Genomic DNA, 26,283 nt, shown 5'->3' on the forward strand with positions numbered 1-26,283 from the left:
AACGAAGAAGGAAGGTTTACAAAAGCATCAGCCGCCGTGGAATTTCCCTCTTCTGCGACATTGTTTTGTATGTGAGGAGGGCGCTCGCTATAGTGCAGAAAAGAGTATGATTCAATTTGAGCATATTGCGAAAGAGCTTGCCGACTGGGCGGCAGGACATGCGGAAGTCCTGGCCATCGTCGGGGCTGTTTCGGCATTCATGTTTATCGTAACGCTTGCAATTTTACCGCTTGTTATTCTTGCCATTCCCGAAGACTACTTTGTGAAGGAACAACAAAGCGGCTGGGGCTTCGGCCTGCGACACCCTTTGCTGAGGACTTTGCTTGTGATCGGAAAGAATATTATCGGGATCGTCCTTTTTATGGCCGGATTCATCATGCTTTTTATTCCCGGTCAGGGCCTGCTGACCATTCTCATCGCCATTACCCTGCTTAACTTTCCCGGTAAGAGGAATCTCGAATTACGGCTGATGAAAAAGCCTAAGATCGCAAAGGGCGTGGGATGGATACGAAAGAAGAAGGGGAAAAAGCCGATCATCCTTCCCTGATCGCAAAATCATTTTTAAGGCAACGGCAAAGGGCCTTCATATCCGCTCCTTCCTTTTCTAATCCGCTTTCCATGAGGATATCATCGCGGTTCGCCTCGAACCAACGGTACAAGCGATCGGCTGCAGCCCTTTGCGTCGGGGCTTTTGCGGCAATCCGAACCAAGGCCATCACCTCGGCCTCATCCATGATCGAGCGTGCATTACCAACCTGAAGGAACAAATGGCCCCTTTTCCCCGCACGATCGAAAAAAACCCGATGAGCCCGTTTAGGCCGATTCTTTCCCTCCCCGTTCGGGGATGCAGCCTCAGGGCTTTCTGCCTCGGCAAGAGCCATTCGTTCATTAAGCTCGTCTACCTTTTTGTTATGAACCAGGACCGCAGCCTGGCGCAGAAGGAAGGAAAGGTTCTCTTCCGAGAGCTCTCCGAGAAGGCCATCTATCTCTTCGATGAGGCGCTCACGCCGCCCGTTTTCTTTTCGTCCCATAATCCAAAGATAGCACGCGACTCTTCTATTTTCCGTCTTCCTCGTAGCCGGAGTAGACCGCAGAGGCACAGAGGGTAAGGAATTTCGTCATGTCGCCGTCGCTCCTGCTGGTGATGATCAGGGGGACGGTAGCACCAAGTACGATGTTGGCAACATCCGCCGACATGGTCATGGCCCATGCCTTATACAGGAAGTTTCCTCCGGAGATGTGCGGTACGATCAGGATATCGGCCTTTCCTGCAACCGGATTATCCTCTATTCCCTTGTGACGCGCCGAATCCTCATAGAGGGCAAGATCATAGGAAAGCGGACCGTAGACCGTTGCGTTCGGCCATTCCATTGCCGAAAGCTCCTGGGCAAACATGGTGGTGGGAAGCTTCTTGCTGGGGAGTTCATTTGCATCGAGAATGGCCACCTTCGGTTTTGCAACCCCAAGGGCCCGGGCCACATCGATGCCGTTCAAGATGATGTCACGGCTTGTGGCGAGGTCGTCGCCTGTGGTGAGGGCGGTATTGATCCCCGGATCCGTGAGGAAGATAAGCCGATTCAGTTTCGGAAGCTCGAAAATACTTACCAGGGAAAGCCTCCTGCCGCTTCCGATTCCCGACTGCTTATCAAGTACCCCTTTCATGAAGATGGCGGTGTTGATATTCCCCTTCATCAGCATGTGGCCACGTCCTTCGCGGATCAGGGCCACACCACGATCGGCACAACGACGCTGGTAGGCTGTCTGGGCCGGGTCCGCATCATCCCCTGCCTCATGCTCCACAGGAACGATCTCATAGCGATTTGCATAGCGCCGGTATGCCTCAGGAAAGGTACCGGGATCCCCTACCAGGAGGGCATCCTCCACGACACGCTCCTCCATGGCCCGGTTCACCGCCTCAATGGCGGTATCATTGGGAAGAACAACGACAACACTCCGGCCTCCGAGGTGGCGGGCAGCCTCAATTAATTCCGTCATCTTTCGGCTTCGTGTAAGATGCCGCATGCTGGCGGCATTGTAGACAGCCACCATCACCTTGGCCCGGTCTCCCACAGAGGAGAGGGCATGCGGGAGGGAAGAATCAAAATAGATCGAGTCTCCGACATTGAGAAGGTGCTCTCTGCCGTCGACAATGATCTTCAGCTTTCCCTCCATAACATAGTGGAACTCCTCCCCCTCGTGTGAGGAATATTCAAGCGTATCGGGTTCATTGGGGTAGACATCTACAAGAAAGGGTTCAATGTGCTTACCGGCATAGGAAGGAGCAAGACTTTCATAATCAAACTGCCTCCGCCGTTCCACCTTGACCCGTTCCTCACGGCTGGTGACCATCACCGACCGTGCATCAAAGGCCTTGCCGTATATCAGGGTAGAAATATCCGTTTCCAGGGCCGATGCAATCTTGAGAAGGATGGAAACCGACGGCTCATACGCCTCATCCTCCATCCGTTCGATCAGCGCCAGGGGTTCTCCGATGCTATCGGCCAGCTCCTCTCGACTGATATTCGCCTTCTCCCGAAGAGAAAGGAGATGTTTTCCCGTATACACACACATCCTCCTTATACTTTTCTCCATGATAGCCTTGTATCCGGCTCCCATGTCAATAAGTCAAAAGGGGTTCTCCTTCACAGACATGCCTGGCTGCGGCCTGGGCAAGGGCAAGCATCTCCCGTTCTCCCTCAATAATCTTCACCGGGGCAATCCAGCTGCAACGCTCCGTAATCCAATCGGACAGGGGCGGATGGGGCAGCCCCCCGGTGAGGACAACCGCATCGACCTTTCCCTTCAGGGCCGTAGCCATCGCCCCGATCTCCTTGGAAATCTGGTATGCCATGGCCTTGTATACACTTTCGGCCCTCTGATCTCCTGCCGCAATACGCTTACACACCTCACGTCCGTCGGGGGTCCCGAGGTAGGCGAAAAGGCCGCCGCGCTGAACCATCGCCCGCTTCATCTCATCGGCAGATGAAAATTCACCGCTGAAGGCAAGGTCGATTACCCCGCAAAGGGGAAGGGTCCCGGTTCTTTGCGGAGAAAAAGGCCCTTCCTCGTTGGCATTGTTTACATCGATCATTCTCCCCTTTCTCATCGGGGTAACCGAAATCCCACCGCCGAGATGGGCTATGATAAAATTGAAATCACCAGCGCTCCCCCCCATCTCTCTGGCCGCCTCTCGGGCAACAGAGCGGATATTAAGGGCGTGAATCATGCTCTTTCGGGGAATGGAAGGCCAGCCGGAATAGCGGGCTTCCTCTTCAAATTGATCGACACCAACGGGATCGGCAATGAGCGAAGGCACGCCAAAACGTTCGCCAAAACGACGGGCAAGGACGGCACCGAGGTTTGATGCATGGATTCCAAAACGATGGTGGGAGAGATCATCGATCAGTGTATCGGAAACCGCATAGCTCCCCGCCTCCAGGGGACGGGTAAGCCCTCCTCTTCCGGCCACAGCATCGACATGCTCTATGGCAGCGGAGGTCAATACACCGGCGATAGCATCCTCACGCAGCTGCAATTGCTCCATGGGATCGGAAAAACGCCTGACAACGTCGTCCTCTACAGGAAGGCTTTTGGATGCAAGTTCCTCTAACTGCCAGGAATTTTCACCCTGAAAAAGAGCAATTTTCGTACTCGTCGAACCGGGATTGATGATGAGAAAGCGACTCATGCACCTGTCCCCTTACCGCAGGAAAGGGCCAGTATCATCGAAAGAAATTTCTCCCTGACCGTATCGCTTCGGGAAAGCAGGACAATGGGATAGCTTGCACCCAGAATGATCCCGCCGCCGTGAAAGCCGCCAAGGTAAAGCAGGCTCTTTCCGAGATGGTTTCCAGCCGCAATATCGTGGGTAAGGAGGATATCGGCATCCCCTTTTATCGCCCCCTGATACCCCTTTAACACGGCAGCCCGGGGGACAACCGCCAGATCGAGGGCCATGGGGCCATCTACGATGCAACCGCTTATAGCCCCGGTCTGGTATCGCTCTTTGAGCTGGGCAGCATCGAGGGTTTCAGGCATCTTGGAATTGACCTTTTCATTGGCAGCCAACACCGCAACTTTCGGGTTTGCTACCCCAAGGCGGTGGAAAAGCTCCACGGCAGAGTTGAGAATCGTCTGTTTTGCCTCGATGTCGGGGCGGATATTCATACCGCCGTCGGTGATGCCGAGCATCCGGCCTTCAGGGCTTTCCACCACCAAGGCATGAGAAAGAAGCTGTCCTTTGGGGAACAAGCTTTTTTCCGTAACAACGGCATGTAACAGGGTTGGGGTGGAAAGTGTGCCCTTCATCAAAAGCGCAGCCTTCCCCTCTTTGACGGCGGCAACGGATCGTGCCGCGATCTCTTCTTCGTTTCCAGCCGAGATGACCGCTACAGGATCGATTCCGTAGCGTTCTGCCAAGGCTGTTGCCGTCTCTGATTCTCCCACAAGGACGAACCGGGCAAGCCCTTTCTTCTCTACCCTTTCAAGGGCCTGGAACAGCTCATCTCCCTCAGCCCCCGCTACGGCGATCGTTTGGGGCAGCCCCCCCTTTAACTGCGCCTCGAGTCGGGCAAAGCTCATCCACTCCTCCTTCTGCTACCGGCCTCGGCAACATCCCTGCCAAGGGAAAGGGCCTTTAGGTTGGTTTCGACAACAAGCTCCCCTTTGCTTGCAAAGCGTTCCCGGACCGCTTCTTCCATTGTAGAAAATTCAATTGGTAAATGAAATGATGCCGCACCAACAAGGACCATGTTTGCACTTCTCGCACTCCCAGCGGTAAGCGCCAATGCATCTGCAGGAATCGTCAGGGCCCGTCCGAAGGATGAAATAGATGAGAAAATGGCTTGCTTTTCCGGATAGTCAGGTATATTGATCTCGCAGTGGTCGGAAGTAACGACACTTCCCCTTTCGGAAAGGAAATCAACATAGCGAAGACTTTCAAGGGGTTCCATGCTGAGGATCATATCCGCCCGCCCTTTTGCAATAAGATCTCCGGGAATAGGGCCATCGGAAATACGCAGATCGGCCTGCACCGCACCACCACGCTGGGCCATGCCGTGGACCTCGGACTGACGAACTTCCAGGCCCGACATCATTGCCGCCCGGGCAATAATAGCGGCAACGGAAAGAACACCCTGCCCCCCTACTCCACAGAGAATAATATCATACTTCATGCCTTTGCCTCCTTTTTATGCTTCCGCTTTGCGGTCTGGATACACTCGCGAAATGCAAAAACAACCGAGACCCCTTTGTATTCGATCTCCCTGCGAAGCAGATCGCTGTTTTCCTCGTGCCTTGCCGGAAGGGGTACCATCTCCACACAATGCTCCGGCTCAACGCCCAGGCCGAGAACAACCTTGCGTATGCCCTTCGATTCGAAAATCGTATCCTGGCCACCGGTCATAGCGGTGGTGGAGTTATCCAGAATAAGAATCGTGATCGGGACCGATGAGCTCACAGCATCCGCAAGACCGGTAAGGCCGGAATGCATGAAGGTACTGTCGCCGATGACCGCAACCACAGGATACATACCAGCCTGGGCGGCACCTCGCGCCATGGTGATACTCGCTCCCATGCATAGTCCCGTCTCGATTGCCTCAAGAGGGGGTAGATAGCCGAGGGTGTAACAGCCGATATCTCCGGTGACGAGATGATTCTCATAGGCTTCGAGGGCCGTATTCAGGGCCTTGAAGGTATCCTGGTGAGGGCAGCCCTTGCATAACTGAGGGGGTCTGCCGGGAAGCGAGACAAGGCTCCCGTGACCATCTTCCAAGGTGGAAGATGGTTCCGGAAGCTTTAGGGCGGTGCGGACGATATCCGGGTTTAATTCTCCCGAAGGAGGAAGGCAGCCATCCAATTTGCCGCTAATGGTGACAGGAACGGGAAGAATACCTCGTAGCAAACGTTCTATGAAGGGATAGCCTTCCTCTATGCAAAGAATGCGTTTGCTGCCAGCGGCAAGAGTTCTGATTTTATCCTCAGGCAGGGGATAAAAATTGACATGCAGGACGGAAGGCGAAAAACCGAGGTCCTCAGCATTCTCTTCAAAATAGTTGTGGCCAAGACCGCTGGTGATCACCGAAAATGGGGTATCCGTATCCCCAAACTTCAAAGGATTTAGCGTTTCCGACTCGGCGTAGGCCTGCAGCCGCTTATACAACTCAAGATGCTCTACATAGCGCTTCCTGCTTGTGGCAGGCAAGGTGATAAAGTCCTCTTTTCCGGTGAATTTCGCCATTGGATTGGCGCCGCGGGAAGGATTCGGTCTGACGATTGCCCTGGAGTGGGAAAGACGTGTCACCAGGCGAAGCAGCACCGGTACATGAAAACGCTCCGAAAGATCAAAGGCGGCACGAGTCATTTCATAGGCCTCCTGCTGATTGTGAGGCTCAAAGCAGGGAAGCTTGGCAAAATCAGCATAAAAGCGACTGTCCTGTTCATTCTGGGAACTGTGCATTCCAGGATCATCGGCAACAGCCAGAACCAGGCCCCCCTTGATATTCATGATTGCCGAATTCATAAAAGGGTCGGCGGCGACGTTGAGGCCTACGTGTTTCATGGTCACAAGAACCCGACGATTCATCGCCGAAGCTCCTACGGCAGCCTCGTACGCGGTCTTTTCATTCGAGCACCACTGGGCTCTGACCCCGCTTTTCGGTTCGAGGACCTGCTGCATATATTCGATGATTTCCGTCGAAGGGGTGCCGGGATAGCCATAGGCAAGGCTCACGCCTGCATGCAAGGCCCCAAGAGCCACCGCCTCATTCCCCAACAATACATATCCATCCATATAGATCTCCCTCATATGGTTTCCACCGGTGTATATCACCTTTCTACCATAGCTTATACTGTTTTTCAACAATTTATTCTAATAATATTCGACGTATTACCTATTATTCCGAATTATATACACATAACAAGCTGTTAGGAAGACTATACAAAGCAAAGATATGAGGCTATAGTGAAGGGCATGCAACTGGACGATACAAACCTAAAAATTCTCAGAATCCTTCAGGACGATGCATCACTGACAAATCAGGAACTTTCCAACCGAATCGGTCTTTCTCCTGCAACAACCCTTGAACGAGTCAAGAAACTCGAACAGGCCGGCATCATTCGAAAATACACAGCACTTGTCGATGAGAAAAAGCTGAACAAACACATAAAGGCCTACATATTCATCACCATGAAAGAACATAGCAATCAGAGCCTCATCGAATTCAATAAGCGGATTAAAGATCTCCCGGAGGTACTCGAATGCTGCCGCCTTGCCGGCGAGAAGGATTACATCCTCAAGGTCATCGTCGATAATATTGAGGATTTCGAACTCTTTACCCGCACCCGTCTCACCACGATTCCCGGAATCGACAAGACCAGTTCAAGCATTGTCCTGGCCAGCATTGTCGACCGAACCGATATACCGCTGTAGCATACGATTCTCTAACAGAAAGTGCGGAAAAGTAAAGCACAAACATGTTGACGCCGTTTACCAAAAGGCATACGATACCTTGGTATGCTTAAAAAATATATTAATAAACTGAGTTTTTCCCAATCCGGTTACCTCAATACACCGAAAAGAACTCTCTTAACATTCGTAACCCACTCATCACTTTACCGCAGCTTTTTCATAAGCAGAAAGTGATATAGGGCATATAAACTCTTTGGAAGGAGGATTGATGATGTGCTGGAAACTTTTTAAGAAGATCACGGCACTGCTGGTTGTGCTGCTATTAGTCGGCTTCACGATGTCCTGCAATCTTTTTGGGGGTAGCGATAGCGACGATGATGATGACGGAGGCGGCGGAAGCAGCGGTGGAACATCCGAGTTAATCACCATTACAAACCCCGCGGCCGGAGCAGTGGTTACCACAGAAACCATCACGGTAAGCGGAACCTGGAGCGGCACAACTCCGGATTCAATTGATGTTTCGCTTGAAGGCAACGAGGTCAATGCAAAAATAGGTAACAAGACGTGGTCTGCAACCTTCACTCCTTTGACCAAGGGAAGCAAGTTGATTTGGGTGACATCCTATGACGCAGATGATGAAGAGATCGCTGATACAACTATTATCATCGACTACGAGTACAGCCTCGCGGCTGAAGGTCATACCGTGACCATTTCCAATATCAGTAAGGGAAGCCACACGATCACATCCGGATACCTCTACGCCTTCTTAAGTAAGAATGAATATGGGGATCCAGCCTACATTTCCGCTGGGGAAGAAATTACGGCAAGCACATCATGGTCAAGTACATCGATAAGTATCGAAAATGTTGGAGATTATACCGACGGCTACTATGTGGAAGTAGTGGTTCTGGAAAATGACATAAACAGCACCCCCTACAAGAGTTTGTTCATAGGAAGCGCGGGGAGCACTACAATCTCGCTAAGCCCAAATGACGATGCCGTTGTTTCATTCAACACTGAAATTGCCCTTCAGGACGATGATGCAAGCCTTGCCTCCCTGAGCTTAACAGATGCCGACGGCCATGCCATCTCCCTCTCCCCTACTTTCAGCTCGGATGTGTATGACTATACGGCTACGGTAGGCTACGAAGAGGGAAATAGTGTTACTATAGCGGCCACTGCGAACAGTTCTTACGCTGAGCTCTTTTGCGATTATGCAAACGATGACACTGCGGGGTGGTCTTCCTTAGATCTTTCTTCGCCATCCACTATAAATCTTCCCGTGGGAACGACAGGCATTGAAATTACGGTAGAAGCCGAATCAGAAAGTGAAAACGCCTACTTCATCGAGCTTACACGAGGGGCTGAAGCCGATGCCGACGATCGCAACGGAACCTACCAATGCAGCGGCTACGATGAAGATGAAAATGAAAATTACACGGCCACGTATGTGTTTACTAACGGTTCATACACATATACCTACACCGCAACGAGCGGTAACTATGAGGACAATGGGACCTATTCGGCATCAAACGGCGTTCTGACGCTGAGTGATTCCGACAATGCCTACGACTTGTTTGAAGCCGGAAGCTTCTATCCCGATGCCTATAAACGGACCAGTGGAACAAGCGGAATCATCGGGACCTGGAAAAGCCTTGTCGAAGGTTATGGATACTATGAGATGCTGACCATAGAAAGCGATGGTAACTTCAGTAACATAGAATATGATAGCTCTGATACAGCAATAGAGACTATAAGTGGCACCTACTCAGTCTCAAACGGTGTCCTTACACTGACAATAAAATCAGAAAGTGGAGATATACTAGGGGTATGTTATACGAAGTACGTCCTTCTCTCCTCGGATGACTATCTGTCCATTGGCGTTCCTGTTAGCGACAGCAGCAATGCGAACGACGGAGGCTTTGCAAAGCAGTAGTCCTACAGGCATCTTCCCCGAACGGTCATCGACCTTTTCGGGGAAGAGCCCCTTGACCCTTTTCGTTTATTTCGGTATCTTATCTTTATTAACGACGCAGGGTAGAGCAGTTGGCAGCTCGTCGGGCTCATAACCCGGAGGTCACAGGTTCGAGTCCTGTCCCTGCTAAACTTTTAATATTTATTGGTAAGAAGTAGCTAAAAGCTACCAAAGGGCCGGTGTTTTTATCAACCTCCTGTAAGAGGACTTGATATGAAAAGCCGGTCTTTTTATTTGCATTGCAGAAACCCGTCGGGCCTCCCTGATGTAAGATGACAAGCGGGTATGCCTCACAAATCTGTTGGCTTGGCGTACCGGATGTAGTCGAAGCGGCCTGTTGGATTAGAAAGAAGAAAAATCCAGGCGAGGTTAAGGGCGTTTCCGAATTAGGACCATACGAGACTCGAGTTACTGATTGCGACAGCCTATCAGAATATTCTCTTGTCGCTTAAGGCGGCGAAGATATGTTCGGAATCCTGGTGGTGTGCGAGCCACTTTGCCGGTAAAATCCTTGCTTTTATGTTGGTGCCCGCTTTTTTCCATGGTTCACCTTTCAGTTGATTATGGGAAATGGAATTATGTTCCTCCAAGCACCAGGATTCCGAACAGTAGACACTATTTGAGGCTGCCCATGGTGAGTCCCCGCACAAGGTGACGTTGAGCAAGAATACCGAATACTACGAGGGGTGCTACCGTGATTGTGCCCGCGGCACTCATGGCACTCCAGTTGATCGACCGTTCCGAAACGTAGGAGTTTACGAGCACCGGAAGGGTGCGCGTTGCAGGACCACTCAAAATAAGCATAAAAAAGAACTCGTTCCAGACCAGAAGCGCACAGAGTACTGCAGTCGCTGCAAAACCGGGCGCGACGAGAGGAAGAACGATCCGCGTCACAGCCGTGAGACGACTGCAGCCGTCAACGATCGCCGATTCTTCCAGCTCCCGTGGTATCTCGGCGAAAAAGCCGCGCATCATCCATATGACAAACGGCACCGAGAGGAATGCCCCCATGGCCACCAGGGCGAGGTACGTATCGGCAATACCAAAAGACCTCGCAAGCAGGAAAAAGGGAACCGCCAGCACCACCGGCGGGGTCATCCTGGCGAGGAGAACAAATATCATCGCCAAGCCTTTAAACCGGTAATCGTACCTGGCAAGGGCGTAGGCTGTAGGCGTTCCAAGGATGAGAGAGACTATGATCGAGATCGTGGTCACCAGGAAACTGTTGAATAGCCCTCGAAGAAACTCTGCCTCACGTAAAACTTCTCCATAGTTTCTGAACGTTGGTCGAAATCCAAACCACTGTGCCGAAAACTCGTGAGTAGCCGGCTTGAGGCTGGAAACAACCATCCATGCCAGCGGGTAGAGCGTCCATACCAAAAGAACAGCAGCACCGAGTAAGGTCAGCGCCGCAACTACATGCTTTCGCCGCGACGATCCGATATGTATCATGAATCCCCCAATCCGACCTGTTTAATGTAAAACACGGTAAAAACCATGGCGATGGCAAGCGTAAGTATGCCAATCGCACCGGCCATCCCCATCTCGTAGGACTGAAACGCCGTGCGGTATCCGTAAAACGAGAGCACCTCGGACGCACTGCCGGGCCCACCCCCGGTCATGATCATCACGCGGTCGAAAATGCGAAACGCCGTAAGTGTTCGTATCACCACTGCCACAAGGATAGATGGCTTGAGTAGCGGCACCGTTAGCAAAAAGAAGCGCTGCATCGGCGTGGCGCCGTCCATCTGGGCCGCATCGTACGGCTCAGTCGGAAGCGACTTGAGACCGGCCAACAGGACCAGCACGACAAACGGCGTATACTGCCAAACATCGACGACGATGAAGACCACCATAACGAGATGTCTGTTCGCAAGGAGCGGCGGCGAGACCAATCCCCCGAGACCGAGGGAGGTCAGCAGTGGTGGTACAGGCCCGACGGAGTTGCTGAGCAGAAAGCGCCAGGTAAAACCGACGACAATCGGAGCGATCATAAAGGGCAACAGGACGATGGATTGCAGGAGCTTGGCACCAAAAAAGTCGGTGTTGAGAAAAAGCGCAATCATACATCCAAGCACCAGTTCAAGGCCGACCGCTCCCACCACAAAGAGGAGCGTTCGCCCCACAACCTCCCAGGTAAACGGGTCCGATAGGAGCTGAATATAGTTGGACAATCCCGTAAACCGCATACCAAGGTCGGCACGCAGCAAATTCCACTGGTAAAAGGTGATACCCACCGAGTAAACCATTGGAGCGAGATATATCACCGCCAGGAACAGGAGCCCCGGGGCCAGGAAGGCGTACTTGCCCTGCTCCTGAACCCGTCGGGTGCTAATTATGCGTGCCATGCCTTACTCGTAGTAACCGTTTTTCTCGAGCAACTCATAGGTCTGCTCTGCCGCAGCATCCAAAAGCTCTTTCGCGCTACCAGTGCCGGCGATAAACTCGGAGACCGCCACCGCAACATGGTTCACGACGATCGTCATCCCCTCGGGAATGAGAGGTGCGATGGGTGTGGGCTCACAACCGGCCAACGCCTCACGAAAAGCGGGGATCCACGGCATTTCTTTTATGAGCTCCGCGTCTTCCAGGGCCGAGAGTCGCGTAGGAATAGTACCGACCGGAGCGGCCGCGGCGAGGTTATTGGGTTGAACAGCGTGCTCGATCCAACTCAAAGCAGCGTCTTTGTTGTCTATATCGGAAGAAACGACAAATCCCCAGGAGATAAAAAGACGACGTCTGATCTCATGTTCCTCTCCCGCTGGACGAGGAAAGCCGACAAAGGAACACTTTCCGGCAACCTGGGAGGATTCCGGATCGTTGAAAGCGAACATCGAGGTAGTCCATACCTCGGCCATGGCGCTTCTACCGGCGGAAAACTCAGCCAGCGCCTCCTGAAAATCATAGGTCAAGGATGCATCGCTTGCGTAGTCGAACATGGCGGCTGCCTCTTCCAGTGCGCGGACACCGAGTTCGCTGTTGTAGACGGGACGCATCTCGTCATCGAGTAACTCCCCGCCGTACGCCCACAAGCGGTTCATAAAATGGGTGGCAAGAAAAATGCTGCGCGTACCCATGAGTGACACGCCGTACAGCTCCGGCGGCCGATTAAAGAACTCAGCCACATCCACGTACTGCTCAAGATTGGCCGGGGGCTGAAGATCGTAGCCGTAGCGCTCACGAAAGGCTGCCTGTTCCGCGGGATCATTAAACAGATCCGTGCGATAGACAATTCCACCGACTTCGTTCATATACGGCACAAAATAAAGATTACCGTCGATGGTCCCTGAGGCAAGGCCCGGCATATCCTTCTCGATCCCGGGGTTTCGTGTGAGAAATTCATTGATCGGCTGAATATATCCACTGGTCACAAACGAAGGATACCAAAGCAACGAGACGTACGGTACATCATAATCGGAGGAACCGCTTGTGTAACTCAGCAGAAGCTGATCGCGGTAGTTGGCGTAGGGAAACTGCGTGAGGTCGAGATGTACACCACTGGTCGCCTCAAAGCCTTCCATCTGTGTTTTCCACGCCTCAGTATGGGAGCCGCGCTCGCTCACAAGCGTGACCGTCACCGATCCATCCCCTCCCCCATCTTCGCTTGAGCCCGACGCCCAAAGGTTCGCAGAACCAATCAGCAGTACCAATCCTGCCGATATCGCGGCAAATGACCTGAGTCTCATTGTTCTCCTCCTTGGATTTGAGATACTCGTTCCACACAGGCATCAAGGGCGATCTTAACGGACGCCTCGACTCCTGTAGCAACTTCCGGCTTCTTATAGGAAGGGACCGACAGATCCATCCGATGCCCTTCCGCCTGTTTCTGCCGATTTTCAAATACGGTACCGATAAACGCCGCAGAGACGCCGCGAAGGTAGGCGATCGTCATGAGCGTGGCCGCCTCCATCTCCATGGTGACAACACGCTTACGCGACCACTGCAGGAAATACTCCGGTGATCGGGAGTAAAACGCAGAGTGCGTCCAGTTGATGCCTTTCCAGTAGCGGATGCCCTGTTTCTCGGCGTTCCGCACAAGGCTCTGATAGAGCTCCGGATCGGGAACCGCAGGGAAATTTTGCGGCACGTAGTAGGGGGTTACGCCGTCGTCGCGGATGCACCCGTAGGGGATCGACAAATCTCCCGGAGCTATCTCCGGCTGAAGCGCCGCAACGCTGCCGACACGTACAAGGACTTCCGCCCCGACGTTGATCAACTCCTCGTACGCGATGGCCGCCGAGGGGCCACCCATTCCGGTCGAGGTAACACTAATGCGCGTATCGCGGTAGATGCCGGTATAGGTGATCATTCCCCGGTTGTCTGCAACCTCTTTTACCTCACTTAGCAGGTCGGCCACCATCTTCACCCTGCTTTGATCTCCGGGGACTATGACCGCCTTACCGATATCACCTTTTTTACACCTGATGTGGTATTGCTCCAGGCCTTCCGTGTGCGTAGGCTGCGTGTAATCGACCGCAGCAAGCCAATGTTCCATGTCTTCTCCCTTACCTTATGGATTTTCTCAAGACGATAAGCTCAAACACCTCAGGATCCAGAACATCCTCCGAATAGATGAGCACTCGCCCGTCTCGGTCGTGATGTATTTGATTTAACTTGATGCAGGGCTCGGATTGCGAAAAGTTGAGCTCTGCGAAAATCGCGTCGCTCGGCATGACGGCCCGAATCCGCGTAACCGCATAGTCCACCGAGTGTTGGAAAGCGGCCGCCAAGATGGAAAACAGACTCTCTCCTGCGCGCCCCAGCCGCTCTATCTTCTCGGCTGCCGACTCCAGATCGCCATCGAGAATTGTCTCGGGGATGTAACTCACCGCGTAGAGTGTGGGTGTACCGTCCGCAAGATACACACGAACCACTCGCACCCCTCTCTTTACCCGTTCGTCACTAAAGACCTCACGAATGTGCTCATCAAAGGTGATGACGCTCACCTCATGACGGCCAAAGGAAGGCTCCTTTCCGGAGCTGCGGATAATCCGTTCTATCCCGTGCAGATAGTTCATCGCCGTGGCGATCGCGTTTGACTGCGGCCGCACAAAGGTCCCTACCCCATGCCGCTTGTATACGACATCCGCGTTCTCCAGACGTTGAAGCGCCTCCCGGACCGTCGACCGGCTGACCCCAAACTGCTCGGAGAGCACCGCTTCGCTTGGAATCGGTCGCTCCTCGTCCCAATCGCGGATAAGAGAAAGGATCTCCTCCTGTACTTCCTGATAAAGGGGTTTTCGTGAAGGAATACGACTTAATTTCAAAACAATCTCCTTGGTCGTCTGACGACAGTGGTCAGTATACATCTCCTTTTTGAGAGCCGTCAAGTTTTATTTGTTGAGTCGGTTAAGTGGAGATTATTTCATCTGTAGTTGACGGGGCCTCATGAAAGGGGTAGTATCAATTTCCTATATTGCATTGAATGGTTGCTTCTGGAAGTAATCCTACCAATCCTTGCTGAGCAAGTACTTAGGTATTTAGCAGAGCATTTGGGGGGTAGATTGAAACGTTTTTTATTTTGTAGCTTATTCCTGGTCGGGGTGGGTAAGGCCACTATCTGAGGACACTGGTTCAGGAAGGATAGATTATAGAAAGATTCAACTATCAATGATAGATGGCCTGGGGGTTCAACTCCCCCGCCTCAGACTTTCCTTCCATACCTAATTCTACTAAAATGAATACCTTAATGCGATATAAACTGTGGATATAGACGTATAAGTAATCGACTATATACAAAAATTATTATCAAACGAATCACCCTATCCATTCGACCAGGAAGCACCTCCACGAAACGGGCCGAGATCATCCACGAATGGCATAAGTCTCTACTCCACGAGTTCATCCCCCAGCTCATTAGCAAATGGGGACCGAAGATCGGCGTTTCCGTCTCGGCCTATTATCTACAACGGATGAAAACAAAGTGGGGTAGTTGTAATCACAGACAGGGAAACATCCGCCTCAACACCGAACTTGTTAAGAAGCCAAAGGATCTGATTGAGTATGTCGTCGTCCATGAAATGATCCACCTTTTGGAACCAACTCATAATGACAGATTCGTCAATCTAATTACTGAGGTCTACCCCTCCTGGAAGGAAGCGCGGATGGAACTTAACGAGTTGCCGTTGGCAGCTGAGGAATGGAAGGAGTAAATCTGATATAAAGTAGGTAGCTTTGATACCAACTGAACTATCCGGAAACTCCGGATAGTTGGACATCGTAGATTCTGATATTGGACGAGGACTTATAGGCATTCTTTCAACCCTCCAGTATTCCTTGACAGTTGGCCAGCCCAGCTCATCCAATATTAAACGTTACAGAAGCAAGAAGAAGCTTACTCAGCACGATCTCTCCGAGCTATCAGGGATCTCCCTTCCTGCTATCAAGAATATTGAAAGGAAGAAGGGACTGCCGAGGACTAACACTCTACGGGCCATAAGTAAGGCCTTGGACTGCCGGCTTCAGGATCTTGTTAAGCCCATCGGGGAACTCTCCGCAGTACATTTCCGGGCAAGAAGCAAGATGAACAGGCGAGAGCAGATCCTGGCCCAGGTCTCCAAATGGCTGAATGATTTTGCTTTCCTTGAAGCGCTGCTGTTGGATAAAGAAGAATATAAACTACATAAACTTGCAGGGACCTCAGGGAAACTCTCTCCTATCCAGTACGCAGAAGAAGCGAGAAGGATTATCGGCCTGAAAGTTGACGAGCCCATTCATGATATCTGCGGCTTGCTGGAGAGCTGTGGCATCAAGATCCTGCTCCTTCCCTACTCCTCAGACGCCTTCAATGGATTATCCGTTGGCGAAAACGATAAAGGTCCGGCTATAATCATCAATACTTGGGAACGTATCAGCATCGAGCGTCAGATATTCAGTACTGCGCACGAACTAGGCCATCTACTTATGCACCTGTCGGACTACGATGGGAAAGCACGCTCTGAAGACAAGGTTCAGGAAAAGGAAGCGGACCTCTTTGCTGGATACTTCCTCATGCCCGAACAGGGCTTTGATTCTGAGTGGGCAGAAACTGCCGGTATGCCCTTTGTAGAGCGGGTCATGAAGATCAAGAGTATCTTCAAAGTCAGCTATAAGACCGTCCTCTACCGCCTAAAGCAGAAAGGGATTGCCAGTGACATGATATGGCTGCGCTTCCAGCAGCTCTATGAAGCCAAGTACAACAAGAAGTTGTCTTTTAAGGAAGAACCCTTTCCCGAAGGATCAGAGCCTTTCGGACTAAAGCCCTTTGACTTCTATGCCGATCGCTTAGTCCGCCTCGTTAGGCGAGCCGTAGAGGAAGAGAAGATTTCCATCTCGCGGGCGGCTGAGATTCTTAACTTATCTACCGAGCAAATGATGGAACGGATTACCGAGTGGGAGGAGTTTGGCCAATGAACAAGGAAACACACGAACGAAATAGTGCCCGGGAAGATTTGCTTCATATGCTTGCTGAGGGAGAAAAGGATCTGCAACAGAGGAACCTCCTCGATGTCGATTCAGTGTTCAGGGCTCTACGGGAAGAGTTCTTTGAAGCCGAAAAATAGAGCATTCCTCCCCGGAAGATATCGCCGACGAGGCATCCCGGAACAAATTGCATCTCTCATCATTCTTCGGTATAATTCAGATAAAAGGAAGTATAATGGATAAGAATATCGTTAAGGCGATAGAAAAGTTAAAACAGATCTTCCCCGAAGCACGTTTCATTGTGTTTGGATCTCAAGCGACCGGTAACGCCAGCACGGACAGCGATCTGGACTTGTGTGCGGTATTCCCATCTTTGTCCAAAGACCCCTTTGACCTGATATATGATATTCGTGTAGAAGCCAGAAAGCACCTTTCCATGGCCATGGATATATTTGTTCTCTCCGAACCTGATTACGTCTCTCGGAGCCACGGGAATGGTTCATTGGAACATATAATCGCAGCAGAGGGAATTGCGGTGTAACCAGAATACTGACACAAAACCCCTGGTTACAGTTGGTAAATCATGGCAACTTATGGAATTCCGCTCTTGCAGGCCAGGTTAAGTGCGTTTCCGAATTAGGACTCATACGAGACTCGAGATCACCGTTGAGGAAATCGATCTCGTAGTTGGACAGCAACCTGAGTTCCTTGAGCATGCCATTGGAAAGCAGGTGCCCCTCATCAAGCACGAGAACCGTATGGACCCGACTCAGTTTGTGCAGCGAGAGCACCCGTTCGTGAATCGCGAGGTAAAGCGTCGTCCGGCGGTCTCCAGTCCGATCGCGGCGGCAAGATGAGAGCGAGGCGTTGAATCTCATCGCCTCGCTCCTACAAAGGTATGTCCGCGTGTAATTGGCACGTCTAAGAACATTCCCCCATATGTAAGACTATTTCATTCCATGGATGGCCTTAAGATACTCTTTTCGTTCAAGAAGGAGAGAGATGACCGTCCCTCCGAGAATCGCCCACAAAGGAGATCCAACGTTGAGTATCTTTATCTGACTCATAGTGATAAGGAAGGCGAAGAGGGCTCCCATCTTCAGGTTAGAACTGAAAGCCTGCGAGAAATTGTTGGCTATCACAGTCACCATTGCAATACCCGCAAGAACATCTATGAATGACGTGGGAACTGCCCGTGTGAAGGATATGACCAACGGAGAAATGGCAGCCATGATTACCATCAGGATGCCCGTAAGCACAGCAGCGGAATATCTCTCTTCCTCGCGGCCTACCTCCGGCCCAGCCATCATCGCGACGGTCGGACCTCCGACCACGGTATTGTGACCTCCAAAAAACGAGTTGATAATAGTCCCGATTCCGCTGAGTACGACAAAGGCGTTGACCGGAGGATTGTACCCTTGGGTCTTTAATATTCCGATCGCCTGGATATTGCCGAATCCCACCGTTAGCAGCGCGAGCGGAATAGTCAGTTCGAGAATGGCTGTCATGTTAAACGTCGGTACAATGAAGGTTAGTGAGGAAAATTGGAAGCTGATATCGCCCAGGTTTACTTTTCCACCCAGCAGGGCGATGCCAAAGCCAAGGATCAGCGCGCTCAATATGGGTGGGAACCTGCGCGAAACTGCAGGGAAAAGACTGAAGACAATAAAGACGAGGAAGGTGCCTCCAGCCACAATCGGTTCAACCGCTATCGCTTTTATAATCGCAATCCCGAAGGGTACGAGGGCCCCTGCTATCATACCCTGAATAACGGGTGTCGGAATGTATCGCAGGAAGGCTTTGAAGAGACCTGTTACGCCTAAGAGGAAGACCAAGAAGCCGGACAGGGTGATTGCCCCCAGGATGTCGCTAAAGGCATATCGCGGCAAGGCACCGGCGATAATCGCGATAGCCGGTATCGAGAATGCGAACTGCACCGGCTGCCGGTAGTACAAGGAAAAAAAAAGCGTCAGGATTCCGCCCACGACAAAAATAATTGTCAGCCACGAGATCGCCACGTTGTCGGCGAGGTTAGCATCGTTCAAAAGCTTCAGAAGCAGGAAAACAGGGCCTTCTCCGAACAACGTAGCGGCGATGGACACGCCTATCCCGGCAGGCGTCAAACTTTTCCCGAAATCTCTTGCCGATTTCCCAATCGATACCCCTTTTTCCATATTTAGCATAGTTGCCTCCTATCATAGTGGATGCTATCGCGTTTTGGATTAGGACGCGACGATATCTTATCAACCCAACGCCCGTTAGTTACCCGCATATTTCTTCTGAAGCGCGGCGTACTTCTGTCCGGCTATAACCGCGCCTTGGGCGATGTCCTCTGATATCCGATTATAGGGAGGCCTGCTGGGACCCACCTTGACCAAACCTGATGCGTTGAAACGAGTCTTTTCAAGCTGGACGTTGTAAATGGAAAATTCGTGAAAGTTGCCTCGCGGGAAAAGTGTTTTATACGCATCGCGAATCTCGAAAGTTATGGTTCTCGCAAGGGCGTCATCCCCGACTTCAATAGCATGCTTTAGGGCAAGGAGCGGTGCCATGCCACAATTGCCACTTCCGGTCCATATGGCTGGAGCCTTTTTCGGCGCCCATTTCCACGCGAAATACCAGTCGCTATCCAAGGGCATAATGACAATATTGTCACCGGCCGCTTCGACATCGGCGAGATATTGAGGGCCAACGGATATGTATTTGGATGCGACTATATTGGGAATTTTGGCCAGCCTTCCATACATCTTGGGCGTTAGCTTGCCCTTGAATGCCTCGGGGTTGTCGTACACGATAATGGGTGCATCGGGAAGAGCTTCCGCTATATCGCTGTAGAAGCCTATGATTGCATCTTCGTCCATTTCCTGCCACATGGGTCGTCCGAGGAATAGACCTGTGGCTCCCATGGCCATCATTTCTCTGGAACGACTGATCGTATCTCTAGTGTTGAGAGTTGTAGCTCCGGAGAATACGGGTACCCTTCCATTGGCCGTGGAGATCACCGTTTGATTAAACTTCCTCCATTCAGTTTCTGTCAGAGAGGCACCCTCTCCAAACGTGCCATTAGTTAAGATCGCATCCACATGGTTGTCAATGAGCATATTGACTATCCTGGCAGACTCCTCATAATCCACCGAATCCTCGCAATCCCATCGCGCCGCGTTCTCAGTAGCCGGCGTGGGCATAATGTTGAAAATTCCACGGACATCTTGTGCTCTGAACTTCAGATTCATAAAAAACCTCCTATAAATGTTGACATTAGCATGCTAACATACTAGTATTCCAATGTCAACATTTTTTGTAGTGTTCGGAATCCTGGTGGTATGCATGCCCTTTTGCCGGTAAAATCCTTGTGTTTATGCCGGTGCTTACTTTTTCCCATAGTTTGGCTTTCAATTGACTGCGAGGAAAAGAATTGTGACCCTTTAATCACCAGGATTCGGAACAGTAGAAATATTCTTTTCTGCTATTGCTAATACCAAATGTGACGTGCATCATGATAGGTGGACCGGATTACAGTTTTCATGTATCATGATAGTATAAGTGGAATAGGAAGAAATGATTTGGGAATATCGTCGGCCAAGAGAAGCGAAATAGCATACAGCCAGATCAAAGAGTGGTTACTTAGCGGATCAGTAAGACCTCATGAAGTCTTTTCGTCGTATAAAATATCGGAAGCACTCAATTTGAGCAGAACACCCGTGACCGAGGCACTCAAGCAGCTCGAACAAGAAGGATTCATCGAAATCATTCCCCAAGTTGGCTGTAGGATACGAAACCCGGATCTCGCTGAAGTGCAGGAAAACTTCCTTATACGTGCGGTTCTTGAAGGCCTTGGGGCGGAGATGGCAGCAAAAGAGCGCACGGAAGCTGATATGAGAAAACTAAAAAAGATTTACTCGGACGGTATCGTCGCCGCGGAAAAGAATGATTTCATCGAATACGCGAAATGTAATCGACTATTTCATTTAGAGATTGCTGGCCTTTCAAAGATGGAACGGCTCATCTCCCTCATCAAGCAGTTCTGGGACAACGTAAGCTACCAGGCGGCGAGCGTCGACTTTCTTCTGGAGAGACATGATGTTTCGCTTGAGCAGCATGAAAAAATCCTCACCGCTATCGAGAAGAAGGACGGGGCGTTGGCGCGCACCCTTATGGAAGCCCATTTACGCGAGTGCACCAACGATTTCTGCAAAACATTATAAAGAGCGATCTGGGGAAATAATTCTCGGTGATACAATACACCGGACCCATCGCGGAAGTAAGAGTCTTTGTTTATTACGAATATAAATGACAGATTCGAGTCGCAGAGATCTCCAAGATAGCGGAAATAACAGTGGACGGCCTCTGAAAGTAGACGTTGCCCAACGCCCATAATGAAACTTGCCGATGTTTTGGGCAACCAATATCCGGGCTGAAAGCGGATGAACCTATTCACGATATCTGCGGCTTGCTGGAAAACTATGGAATAAGGATCCTGCTCCTTTCCTACTCCTCGGACGCCTTTAATGGCTTATCAGTTGGCGAAGACGATAAGGGTCCGGCGAGCAGCATCGAACACAAGAGATTCAGTACTGCTCACGAACTCGGCCATCTTTTGACACACTTGTCGGATTATGGTGGGAAAGCACGATCCGAAGATAAGGTACAGGAGAAGGAAGCGGATTTGTTCGCCGAATACTTCCTCATGACTGAGCAGGGATTTAACTCTGAGTGGGAAGAAACTGCAGGTATGCCCTTCGTTCTAAAGTCCTTCGATTTCTATGCTGACCGGCTGAGCAGCCGAGTTCCTTAACTTGTCATCCGAGCAAATGATGGAATGTATTGCCGAATGGGAGGATTTTGGATAATAAATTAGGAGATATTCTCCACTCACAAGCTGTACAGAATCTTGAACATACAGTATATTGTAATAGGAGGATGTCATGAGAATAATGACCTATACCAATGCGCGGAACAATCTCAGGCAACTGATTGATGACGTTGTAGATACCTCTACAGAAACTGTCATCACCTCAAAGGAAGGCCGAGATGTAGTGGTGATGTCCCTCGCAGATTACAATGGCTGGACAACCACCAACCACCTGCTTAGTACACCTGAGAATGCCAGCCGCCTGTTAAAGGCTGCCCGCGACGTAAAGGCCGGGAGAGTTATCCAGCGAGACCTTATAGATGAGTAGAGGGGTCAACTGGCATGAGTCTGCATGGGAAGACTATGAGTACTGGCAAGGCCAAGACCGCAAAACACTGAAGAAGATTAATACTTTAATAAAGACCGCACGACGAACGCCGGAAGAAGGAGCAGAACCCTTAAAGGGAGACCTCTCAGGTTACTTCTCCCGGCATATCAACAAGAAAGATGTACTGGTTTACACCTACAATGATGATTCGATCACCATTATTCAGTGCAGATTCCATTATTCTGATGAGTGAAATGGCTCCCGGGATTTGAGATAGATCCCGGATAGCTTAACCAACTGTAACCAGGAAGCTGAAACCAAACCCTTGGTTACACCCAGCAAATCATGGCAAATAATGATTTTGGCCTCTTCCTTGCATTGTGCAGGCGTATCGGCAAATATTCGAGATCATGCCCAGCCCGGCGTCTATACGTTGGTAGGTACAGGTTTTTTCTCTGTAAGAAACGGTTGTACGCAGAACCCTGAATAGTAAGGCAGCCGCCTCCTCGACTTGTGCGGGAAGGCGGCTGCTGTCATTATTTTTTCCAGGCCTATCTAACTCTCGGTAGGTTCGTAAAGAATCGCCCCTTGGTCGGCAAGGAGTTTCTGCAGTTCGTTTACGTCCTTTTCCAGCACCCGGGGCGTCACGCTTTTTCTCACACATAGTGCCGCGGCCGTTCCTGCCGCCTGTCCGGTTACCATGGTTTGATGGAGGTAGCGCAGATATGCCGGTCGGTCGGTGGAAACACATTTTCCGGCGACGAGCAGGTTTTCCACCTTTTTCGGGACCAGTACCCTGTAGGGGATATCATAGGATCCTCCGTCTTTGGGGTAGGCCAGATCATCGCGGTATTTGGCACACACGGCAAGGGTATCCATGGATGCCACATGATACGAACCGGCTTTGAAGGAACTTTTCCCGATCGTATCGCTGAATTGTCGACATTCCTCCACATCGTCTCTTGTCAACACGTAATCGCCGACAATCCGTGGTCCTTCCCGCAGCCTGAGTTCGGTACTGACCTTTGTAATATAGGCGTTCTTGAATCCGGGCACATAGTTTTTAAAGAACCGCCAGGCGATCATATTCTGCTTTCGGCATTCGACCATGCACTTTGTGAGATCCCATGCGTCGGTGGGAAGGCAATGGTCCACCTGGGATGAGTGCTGAAAATGGGCCTGTATGTGCCCCCCCTCTTTCGGTGTAAGGAAGAATCCTGCTCCACTGTAGGGATGCCAATCACCGTTTTTCAACGCCATATCACGCAATTCGTAAAAGCCCATGATTTCGCCCATTTCGGTTATATCGTGACATGTACTGTATACCTTATAGATGTCTTCCATGTTGCTGTCGTTGCAGGGATAGATAAGCTGTTTATAAGAAAACTGATCGGGATGATTGCGGATATACTGAAGCAGCTCATCCCAGTCGACACCATCGACGGTGAACGACAAGGTGTGTGGCTGAATGTCCTCCCGGCTGACGCATGCCATTTCGCAGTCGGCATGGGCCGAGACATAACCTTCGCCGGTGCAGTCGATTACGATCTTTCCTTTTATCTCGTTTCTGCCGTTGGCATTTTCAACGACTATGCCGGTAACGGTATCTTTCTCTTTCGTTACGCCGACGACGAGGGTATCCAAGAGGAGTTCGGCTTTCTCATCTTCGAGCATTTCGAAGATGAGCATGGTCCACCAGTCCGGATCTACATAGGAAAATGTGTAACCGGCTTTTTCGCGGAAAGGATACCGTAAATGGGGCAGAGCATGACCGGATTTTAAAAGCCGCTGAAAGGTTTCTTCCACGATGCCGCCAACGTCCCGTTTCCCTTGAGGATTGAAGAGTCGGGCATAGGCGAATCCCGGAGGGCCGGAGGTGCTCATCTGCCCGCCCAACGCTCCAAGACGTTCCACGAGCAGAGTCTTCGCTCCGTTTCTCGCCGCTGAAATTGCGGCGGATACGCCGGAGGTCCCCCCCCCGCACACAATGACGTCGTATACCGTATTATAGCTCATTCTTTCTTTTCTCCTTTTATCGTCGTATGTTATTTCCGGAATTCTTCGATGCTCTTGGCCGGTTTGCCATTGGCAAGCACAACCGGCTCAACGCAGCCTTCGCTGTGAAGCGCCCAGGGAAGGATTACCGCGGAATGTCCGCCACGTCCGCCGATAACAACTACCTCCACATCCTCTGGAAATCGGGTCACAGGCATGGGGTGGCGGTGTTCAAAGCCTTCCGGACGAACCGGGACCAAGCCGCGATCCCGTACCATGGGAACCTCATGGTACGCGTAGGTGTGAATATGCTCCTGAATCATTCTTTTCGTGTACCCGGACTTTTTCAGCATCATGCCGTGGTCCGGCGTCAAGCAGACAATAAGCGGGCCAGGGATATAGGCGTTATTGGAGCCGAGGGTCGTGCAGCAATGGGTGATCGTATCGAGCAGATCATGGCCGTCAAGGCTTAAGAAATCGATAATGTCGTGGATCGGTTCGGCCTTGAGCATATAAACCGTTGTGGTCTTGGAGTCGTACCGCTCCTCATTTATCATGTTCCACTGTGCGAGTTCCGGCTCTTCCGCGAAACAGTAGGTAAACTCGGCCTGAGACGCGAGACAGTCAAGATCGCAGACGCCGGGAACAGAACGGCAGATGTTCATGATCACGAGATTCACGGCGCGTCCGATCGTCGCATTCATCGGATATCCGGGGCCAAGGCAACCCTGTTTTCCGGATATTCCGATTTCCTGCGCGATGGGGCCGCTGACAAGGACGAGGTTGCCTCCCGGATGAGAAGTTGTGACCGATTGGAGGAGGTTGTACTTCGGACTGTTCAGGGCCTTAAACGCCGCGACAAGAACAGGCATCGCCTTCGGCGTACAACCGGCCATGACGGCGGCGACGGCCACATCCTTGACGGTTATGTTTTTCCCGGTGGGACCTACTTGTTCACACAGAACAAGATTTTCGTCAAAGGGACAGTAACTCATCATATTGTCGTATCGGCGCCGGGTCGGAGGAATTATCGGCAGTCCGTCGCTTATATGTTCCGCATTGAAATATTCGTTGATCTCCTCCATATAGGCTCCCGGCTCGAGCAGGCGGCTTTCGTCAACATCAATATTTTGCGTGATCGGCAACAGGCCGTCCTGTGCCGGAGGCACTAAGTCCATTTTGAAATCTATGTGTGCAGTCTTTTCGAGTTTCTCGCCCTGGGCAGTTAGGGAGTCGACAATATAATCCCACTTGAGGTCGACTTGTTCACGAACTTCATCCACCGTACTCGCCTGATAAATGTCCAGAGAACAGAGGCAGAGATGTCCGGCTCGGTAGACTCCTACTCCTTCGGTGATGGCAGATCCCGGAGGGGCGGTCATGTAGACCGTCGGAATCCCCAGTTTTTCGAGAGCGATTGCTACCACGGTCGTCGCCGCGGAGGTCCCCATATCGCCGAAGGCAACGATAGCCGCTGAGGGTTTTTCCTTTGCAAGCATGGCCGCGTATTCGTTGAGTTTTTTGGTATTTTTTCCGCGGACGGTTTCAACGTAGTCGATGAACTTCGATATGCCGAGCTCCGTCAGCCGTTCTTTGATACGTACGAATACCTCGCCATAATTGCAGAAAGAAAGTTTTGTATTATTATAAAATAAAATTTTTCCTTTTTTTAAATCATCAAGGGATACCCTCGGCGCCAGCTTTAATATCGGACGTTCTTGGAAACCGCGGGGGTCCAATAAAGAATATAATTTTTTAGACATGCAAGTTCTCCTTCTCATTCCCTGATAAAAATATTGTGATAATTACTGTAAAGGGTGAATTTCAAATCAGCAATTCAGATTTGCCTTTGATTTATTCTTGAAATGAATAAATAGAATCGGAGTTTTTTTCCGTCTTTATGTAGCAATTAATTTCTTGTAGAATTTTTATCGTCTGTGATGGATCGATTAAAACGCAAACCGGTTGTGCGGATATCGGGAGGAAAAAACGTTCTTGATCTTTAACAGAGGCCCGGAAGTCTTCCCCCGGAGCTGCTTTTTTTGGGGCTCCAGGGAAAACATCCGTAATCGCTTATTACATCTATGCTCGCTCTTTTCTTCGTAATGGCGGAATAGGTACCGGATTCGTTAGACGCTCAAGATCCGATGCATGCAATTGAAAGTGGGAGTTTCTTTCCGACATATTAATAATTTCCGATTCTTCCGAAGACCTCCATACATAGTTGCAGCTTAGGCAATAATAGACCTCCCATGCCCCGCTTCCGTCGGGGGCGTCCGCAATTTTTGTAGCCTGATCTTGTGCACACCGTACGCATTTCATAC

28 protein-coding genes and 1 tRNA gene are annotated in these 26,283 nt (G+C 50.9%); 12 read left to right on the forward strand and 17 right to left on the reverse strand.

All coding sequences use genetic code 11. The features are described from left to right. The first annotated feature begins 106 nt into the window (after positions 1–106). On the forward strand, positions 107–547 hold the full coding sequence (locus SPIRS_RS16905; RefSeq protein WP_013255902.1) for a PGPGW domain-containing protein: 441 nt from the start codon (positions 107–109) through the stop codon (positions 545–547). On the opposite strand, the gene SPIRS_RS16910 is transcribed toward SPIRS_RS16905, so the two are convergent. From SPIRS_RS16910 to SPIRS_RS16935, 6 genes are read right to left on the reverse strand one after another with little or no spacing between them, the layout of a single operon-like run. Further along, entirely contained in the window at positions 534–1,031 is a 498-nt protein-coding gene (locus SPIRS_RS16910; protein ID WP_013255903.1) for a hypothetical protein, read from the reverse strand. The two genes, SPIRS_RS16905 and SPIRS_RS16910, sit on opposite strands and share 14 nt — an antisense overlap. 25 nt (positions 1,032–1,056) lie before the next feature. Further along, positions 1,057–2,571: a phosphate acyltransferase gene (locus SPIRS_RS16915; protein WP_245537775.1), complete on the reverse strand. Its 1,515-nt coding sequence runs from the start codon at positions 2,569–2,571 to the stop codon at positions 1,057–1,059. 46 nt (positions 2,572–2,617) lie between these two features. Beyond that, a complete protein-coding gene (gene buk / locus SPIRS_RS16920) occupies positions 2,618–3,688 on the reverse strand; it encodes a butyrate kinase (RefSeq protein ID WP_013255905.1) in 1,071 nt (356 codons plus the stop codon). Beyond that, positions 3,685–4,581, reverse strand: coding sequence for a phosphate acyltransferase (locus SPIRS_RS16925; RefSeq protein WP_013255906.1), 897 nt, complete (start codon positions 4,579–4,581; stop codon positions 3,685–3,687). Before SPIRS_RS16925 ends, buk begins: the two co-directional genes overlap by 4 nt. Then, entirely contained in the window at positions 4,578–5,174 is a 597-nt protein-coding gene (locus tag SPIRS_RS16930) for an indolepyruvate oxidoreductase subunit beta (protein ID WP_013255907.1), read from the reverse strand. Before SPIRS_RS16930 ends, SPIRS_RS16925 begins: the two co-directional genes overlap by 4 nt. Continuing rightward, positions 5,171–6,790, reverse strand: a complete 1,620-nt coding sequence (locus tag SPIRS_RS16935) for a thiamine pyrophosphate-dependent enzyme (protein WP_013255908.1) — start codon at positions 6,788–6,790, stop codon at positions 5,171–5,173. The genes SPIRS_RS16930 and SPIRS_RS16935 overlap by 4 nt, the downstream gene beginning before the upstream one ends. A 180-nt stretch (positions 6,791–6,970) precedes the next feature. Between SPIRS_RS16935 and SPIRS_RS16940 the strand changes: the two genes are divergently transcribed. The 3 genes from SPIRS_RS16940 to SPIRS_RS16950 all read left to right on the forward strand — a co-directional run bounded on the left by SPIRS_RS16940 (position 6,971) and on the right by SPIRS_RS16950 (position 9,512). Then, on the forward strand, positions 6,971–7,429 hold the full coding sequence (locus SPIRS_RS16940; RefSeq protein ID WP_041866403.1) for an Lrp/AsnC family transcriptional regulator: 459 nt from the start codon (positions 6,971–6,973) through the stop codon (positions 7,427–7,429). Positions 7,430–7,676: 247 nt separating this feature from the next. Then, positions 7,677–9,344, forward strand: coding sequence for a cadherin-like beta sandwich domain-containing protein (locus SPIRS_RS16945; RefSeq protein ID WP_013255910.1), 1,668 nt, complete (start codon positions 7,677–7,679; stop codon positions 9,342–9,344). Positions 9,345–9,439: 95 nt separating this feature from the next. Further along, positions 9,440–9,512: transfer RNA gene (locus tag SPIRS_RS16950), tRNA-Met, on the forward strand. A 486-nt stretch (positions 9,513–9,998) separates the two neighbouring features. Here the strand turns inward: SPIRS_RS16950 and SPIRS_RS16955 are convergent. From SPIRS_RS16955 to SPIRS_RS16975, 5 genes are all read right to left on the reverse strand, one after another. Continuing rightward, positions 9,999–10,835, reverse strand: coding sequence for a carbohydrate ABC transporter permease (locus tag SPIRS_RS16955; protein ID WP_013255911.1), 837 nt, complete (start codon positions 10,833–10,835; stop codon positions 9,999–10,001). Next, a complete protein-coding gene (locus SPIRS_RS16960; RefSeq protein WP_216086395.1) occupies positions 10,832–11,632 on the reverse strand; it encodes a carbohydrate ABC transporter permease in 801 nt (266 codons plus the stop codon). The genes SPIRS_RS16955 and SPIRS_RS16960 overlap by 4 nt, the downstream gene beginning before the upstream one ends. A 102-nt stretch (positions 11,633–11,734) precedes the next feature. Further along, positions 11,735–13,069, reverse strand: a complete 1,335-nt coding sequence (locus SPIRS_RS16965; protein WP_013255913.1) for an ABC transporter substrate-binding protein — start codon at positions 13,067–13,069, stop codon at positions 11,735–11,737. After that, entirely contained in the window at positions 13,066–13,878 is an 813-nt protein-coding gene (locus tag SPIRS_RS16970) for a nucleoside phosphorylase (RefSeq protein WP_013255914.1), read from the reverse strand. The genes SPIRS_RS16965 and SPIRS_RS16970 overlap by 4 nt, the downstream gene beginning before the upstream one ends. Positions 13,879–13,888: 10 nt before the next feature. Continuing rightward, entirely contained in the window at positions 13,889–14,650 is a 762-nt protein-coding gene (locus tag SPIRS_RS16975; RefSeq protein WP_041866117.1) for a GntR family transcriptional regulator, read from the reverse strand. Between the two features lie 501 nt (positions 14,651–15,151). Here SPIRS_RS16975 and SPIRS_RS22910 point away from each other — a divergent pair. The 4 genes from SPIRS_RS22910 (at position 15,152) to SPIRS_RS16990 (ending at position 17,325) form a co-directional block, all read left to right on the forward strand. Beyond that, positions 15,152–15,535 (forward strand): M48 family metallopeptidase, encoded by a 384-nt coding sequence (locus SPIRS_RS22910; RefSeq protein ID WP_407635918.1) that lies wholly within the window; start codon positions 15,152–15,154, stop codon positions 15,533–15,535. Between the two features lie 58 nt (positions 15,536–15,593). Then, entirely contained in the window at positions 15,594–16,775 is a 1,182-nt protein-coding gene (locus SPIRS_RS16985; protein WP_013255916.1) for a helix-turn-helix domain-containing protein, read from the forward strand. After that, positions 16,772–16,924, forward strand: coding sequence for a hypothetical protein (locus SPIRS_RS22540; protein ID WP_013255917.1), 153 nt, complete (start codon positions 16,772–16,774; stop codon positions 16,922–16,924). Before SPIRS_RS16985 ends, SPIRS_RS22540 begins: the two co-directional genes overlap by 4 nt. A 95-nt stretch (positions 16,925–17,019) precedes the next feature. Beyond that, positions 17,020–17,325: a nucleotidyltransferase domain-containing protein gene (locus SPIRS_RS16990; protein ID WP_013255918.1), complete on the forward strand. Its 306-nt coding sequence runs from the start codon at positions 17,020–17,022 to the stop codon at positions 17,323–17,325. 40 nt (positions 17,326–17,365) lie between these two features. Here SPIRS_RS16990 and SPIRS_RS16995 read toward each other — a convergent pair whose 3' ends face one another. The 3 genes from SPIRS_RS16995 to SPIRS_RS17005 all read right to left on the reverse strand — a co-directional run bounded on the left by SPIRS_RS16995 (position 17,366) and on the right by SPIRS_RS17005 (position 20,017). After that, a complete protein-coding gene (locus tag SPIRS_RS16995) occupies positions 17,366–17,725 on the reverse strand; it encodes an AAA family ATPase (RefSeq protein ID WP_407635919.1) in 360 nt (119 codons plus the stop codon). A gap of 6 nt (positions 17,726–17,731) precedes the next feature. Further along, positions 17,732–18,967 (reverse strand): benzoate/H(+) symporter BenE family transporter, encoded by a 1,236-nt coding sequence (locus SPIRS_RS17000; protein ID WP_013255919.1) that lies wholly within the window; start codon positions 18,965–18,967, stop codon positions 17,732–17,734. 75 nt (positions 18,968–19,042) lie between these two features. After that, entirely contained in the window at positions 19,043–20,017 is a 975-nt protein-coding gene (locus tag SPIRS_RS17005) for a dihydrodipicolinate synthase family protein (RefSeq protein WP_013255920.1), read from the reverse strand. A gap of 291 nt (positions 20,018–20,308) precedes the next feature. Between SPIRS_RS17005 and SPIRS_RS17010 the strand changes: the two genes are divergently transcribed. From SPIRS_RS17010 to SPIRS_RS17025, 4 genes are all read left to right on the forward strand, one after another. After that, a complete protein-coding gene (locus tag SPIRS_RS17010; RefSeq protein WP_013255921.1) occupies positions 20,309–20,989 on the forward strand; it encodes a GntR family transcriptional regulator in 681 nt (226 codons plus the stop codon). Positions 20,990–21,234: 245 nt separating this feature from the next. Next, positions 21,235–21,579, forward strand: coding sequence for an ImmA/IrrE family metallo-endopeptidase (locus SPIRS_RS17015; RefSeq protein ID WP_171814781.1), 345 nt, complete (start codon positions 21,235–21,237; stop codon positions 21,577–21,579). Between the two features lie 130 nt (positions 21,580–21,709). Beyond that, a complete protein-coding gene (locus SPIRS_RS17020) occupies positions 21,710–21,964 on the forward strand; it encodes a type II toxin-antitoxin system Phd/YefM family antitoxin (RefSeq protein WP_013255922.1) in 255 nt (84 codons plus the stop codon). Then, positions 21,957–22,217 (forward strand): Txe/YoeB family addiction module toxin, encoded by a 261-nt coding sequence (locus SPIRS_RS17025; protein WP_013255923.1) that lies wholly within the window; start codon positions 21,957–21,959, stop codon positions 22,215–22,217. Before SPIRS_RS17020 ends, SPIRS_RS17025 begins: the two co-directional genes overlap by 8 nt. 302 nt (positions 22,218–22,519) lie before the next feature. Here SPIRS_RS17025 and SPIRS_RS17030 read toward each other — a convergent pair whose 3' ends face one another. From SPIRS_RS17030 to SPIRS_RS22915, 3 genes are all read right to left on the reverse strand, one after another. Beyond that, positions 22,520–23,980, reverse strand: coding sequence for an FAD-dependent oxidoreductase (locus tag SPIRS_RS17030; RefSeq protein ID WP_013255924.1), 1,461 nt, complete (start codon positions 23,978–23,980; stop codon positions 22,520–22,522). Positions 23,981–24,009: 29 nt separating this feature from the next. Continuing rightward, positions 24,010–25,722 carry a UGSC family (seleno)protein gene (locus SPIRS_RS17035; protein WP_013255925.1) on the reverse strand — a complete coding sequence of 571 codons (1,713 nt, stop codon included), beginning with the start codon at positions 25,720–25,722 and terminating at the stop codon, positions 24,010–24,012. Between the two features lie 319 nt (positions 25,723–26,041). Next, a complete protein-coding gene (locus tag SPIRS_RS22915) occupies positions 26,042–26,281 on the reverse strand; it encodes a non-oxidative hydroxyarylic acid decarboxylases subunit D (protein WP_013255926.1) in 240 nt (79 codons plus the stop codon). Positions 26,282–26,283: the final 2 nt, after the last annotated feature.

It is taken from the genome of Sediminispirochaeta smaragdinae DSM 11293, from assembly GCF_000143985.1.
In the GTDB taxonomy this organism is placed as follows: domain Bacteria; phylum Spirochaetota; class Spirochaetia; order DSM-16054; family Sediminispirochaetaceae; genus Sediminispirochaeta; species Sediminispirochaeta smaragdinae.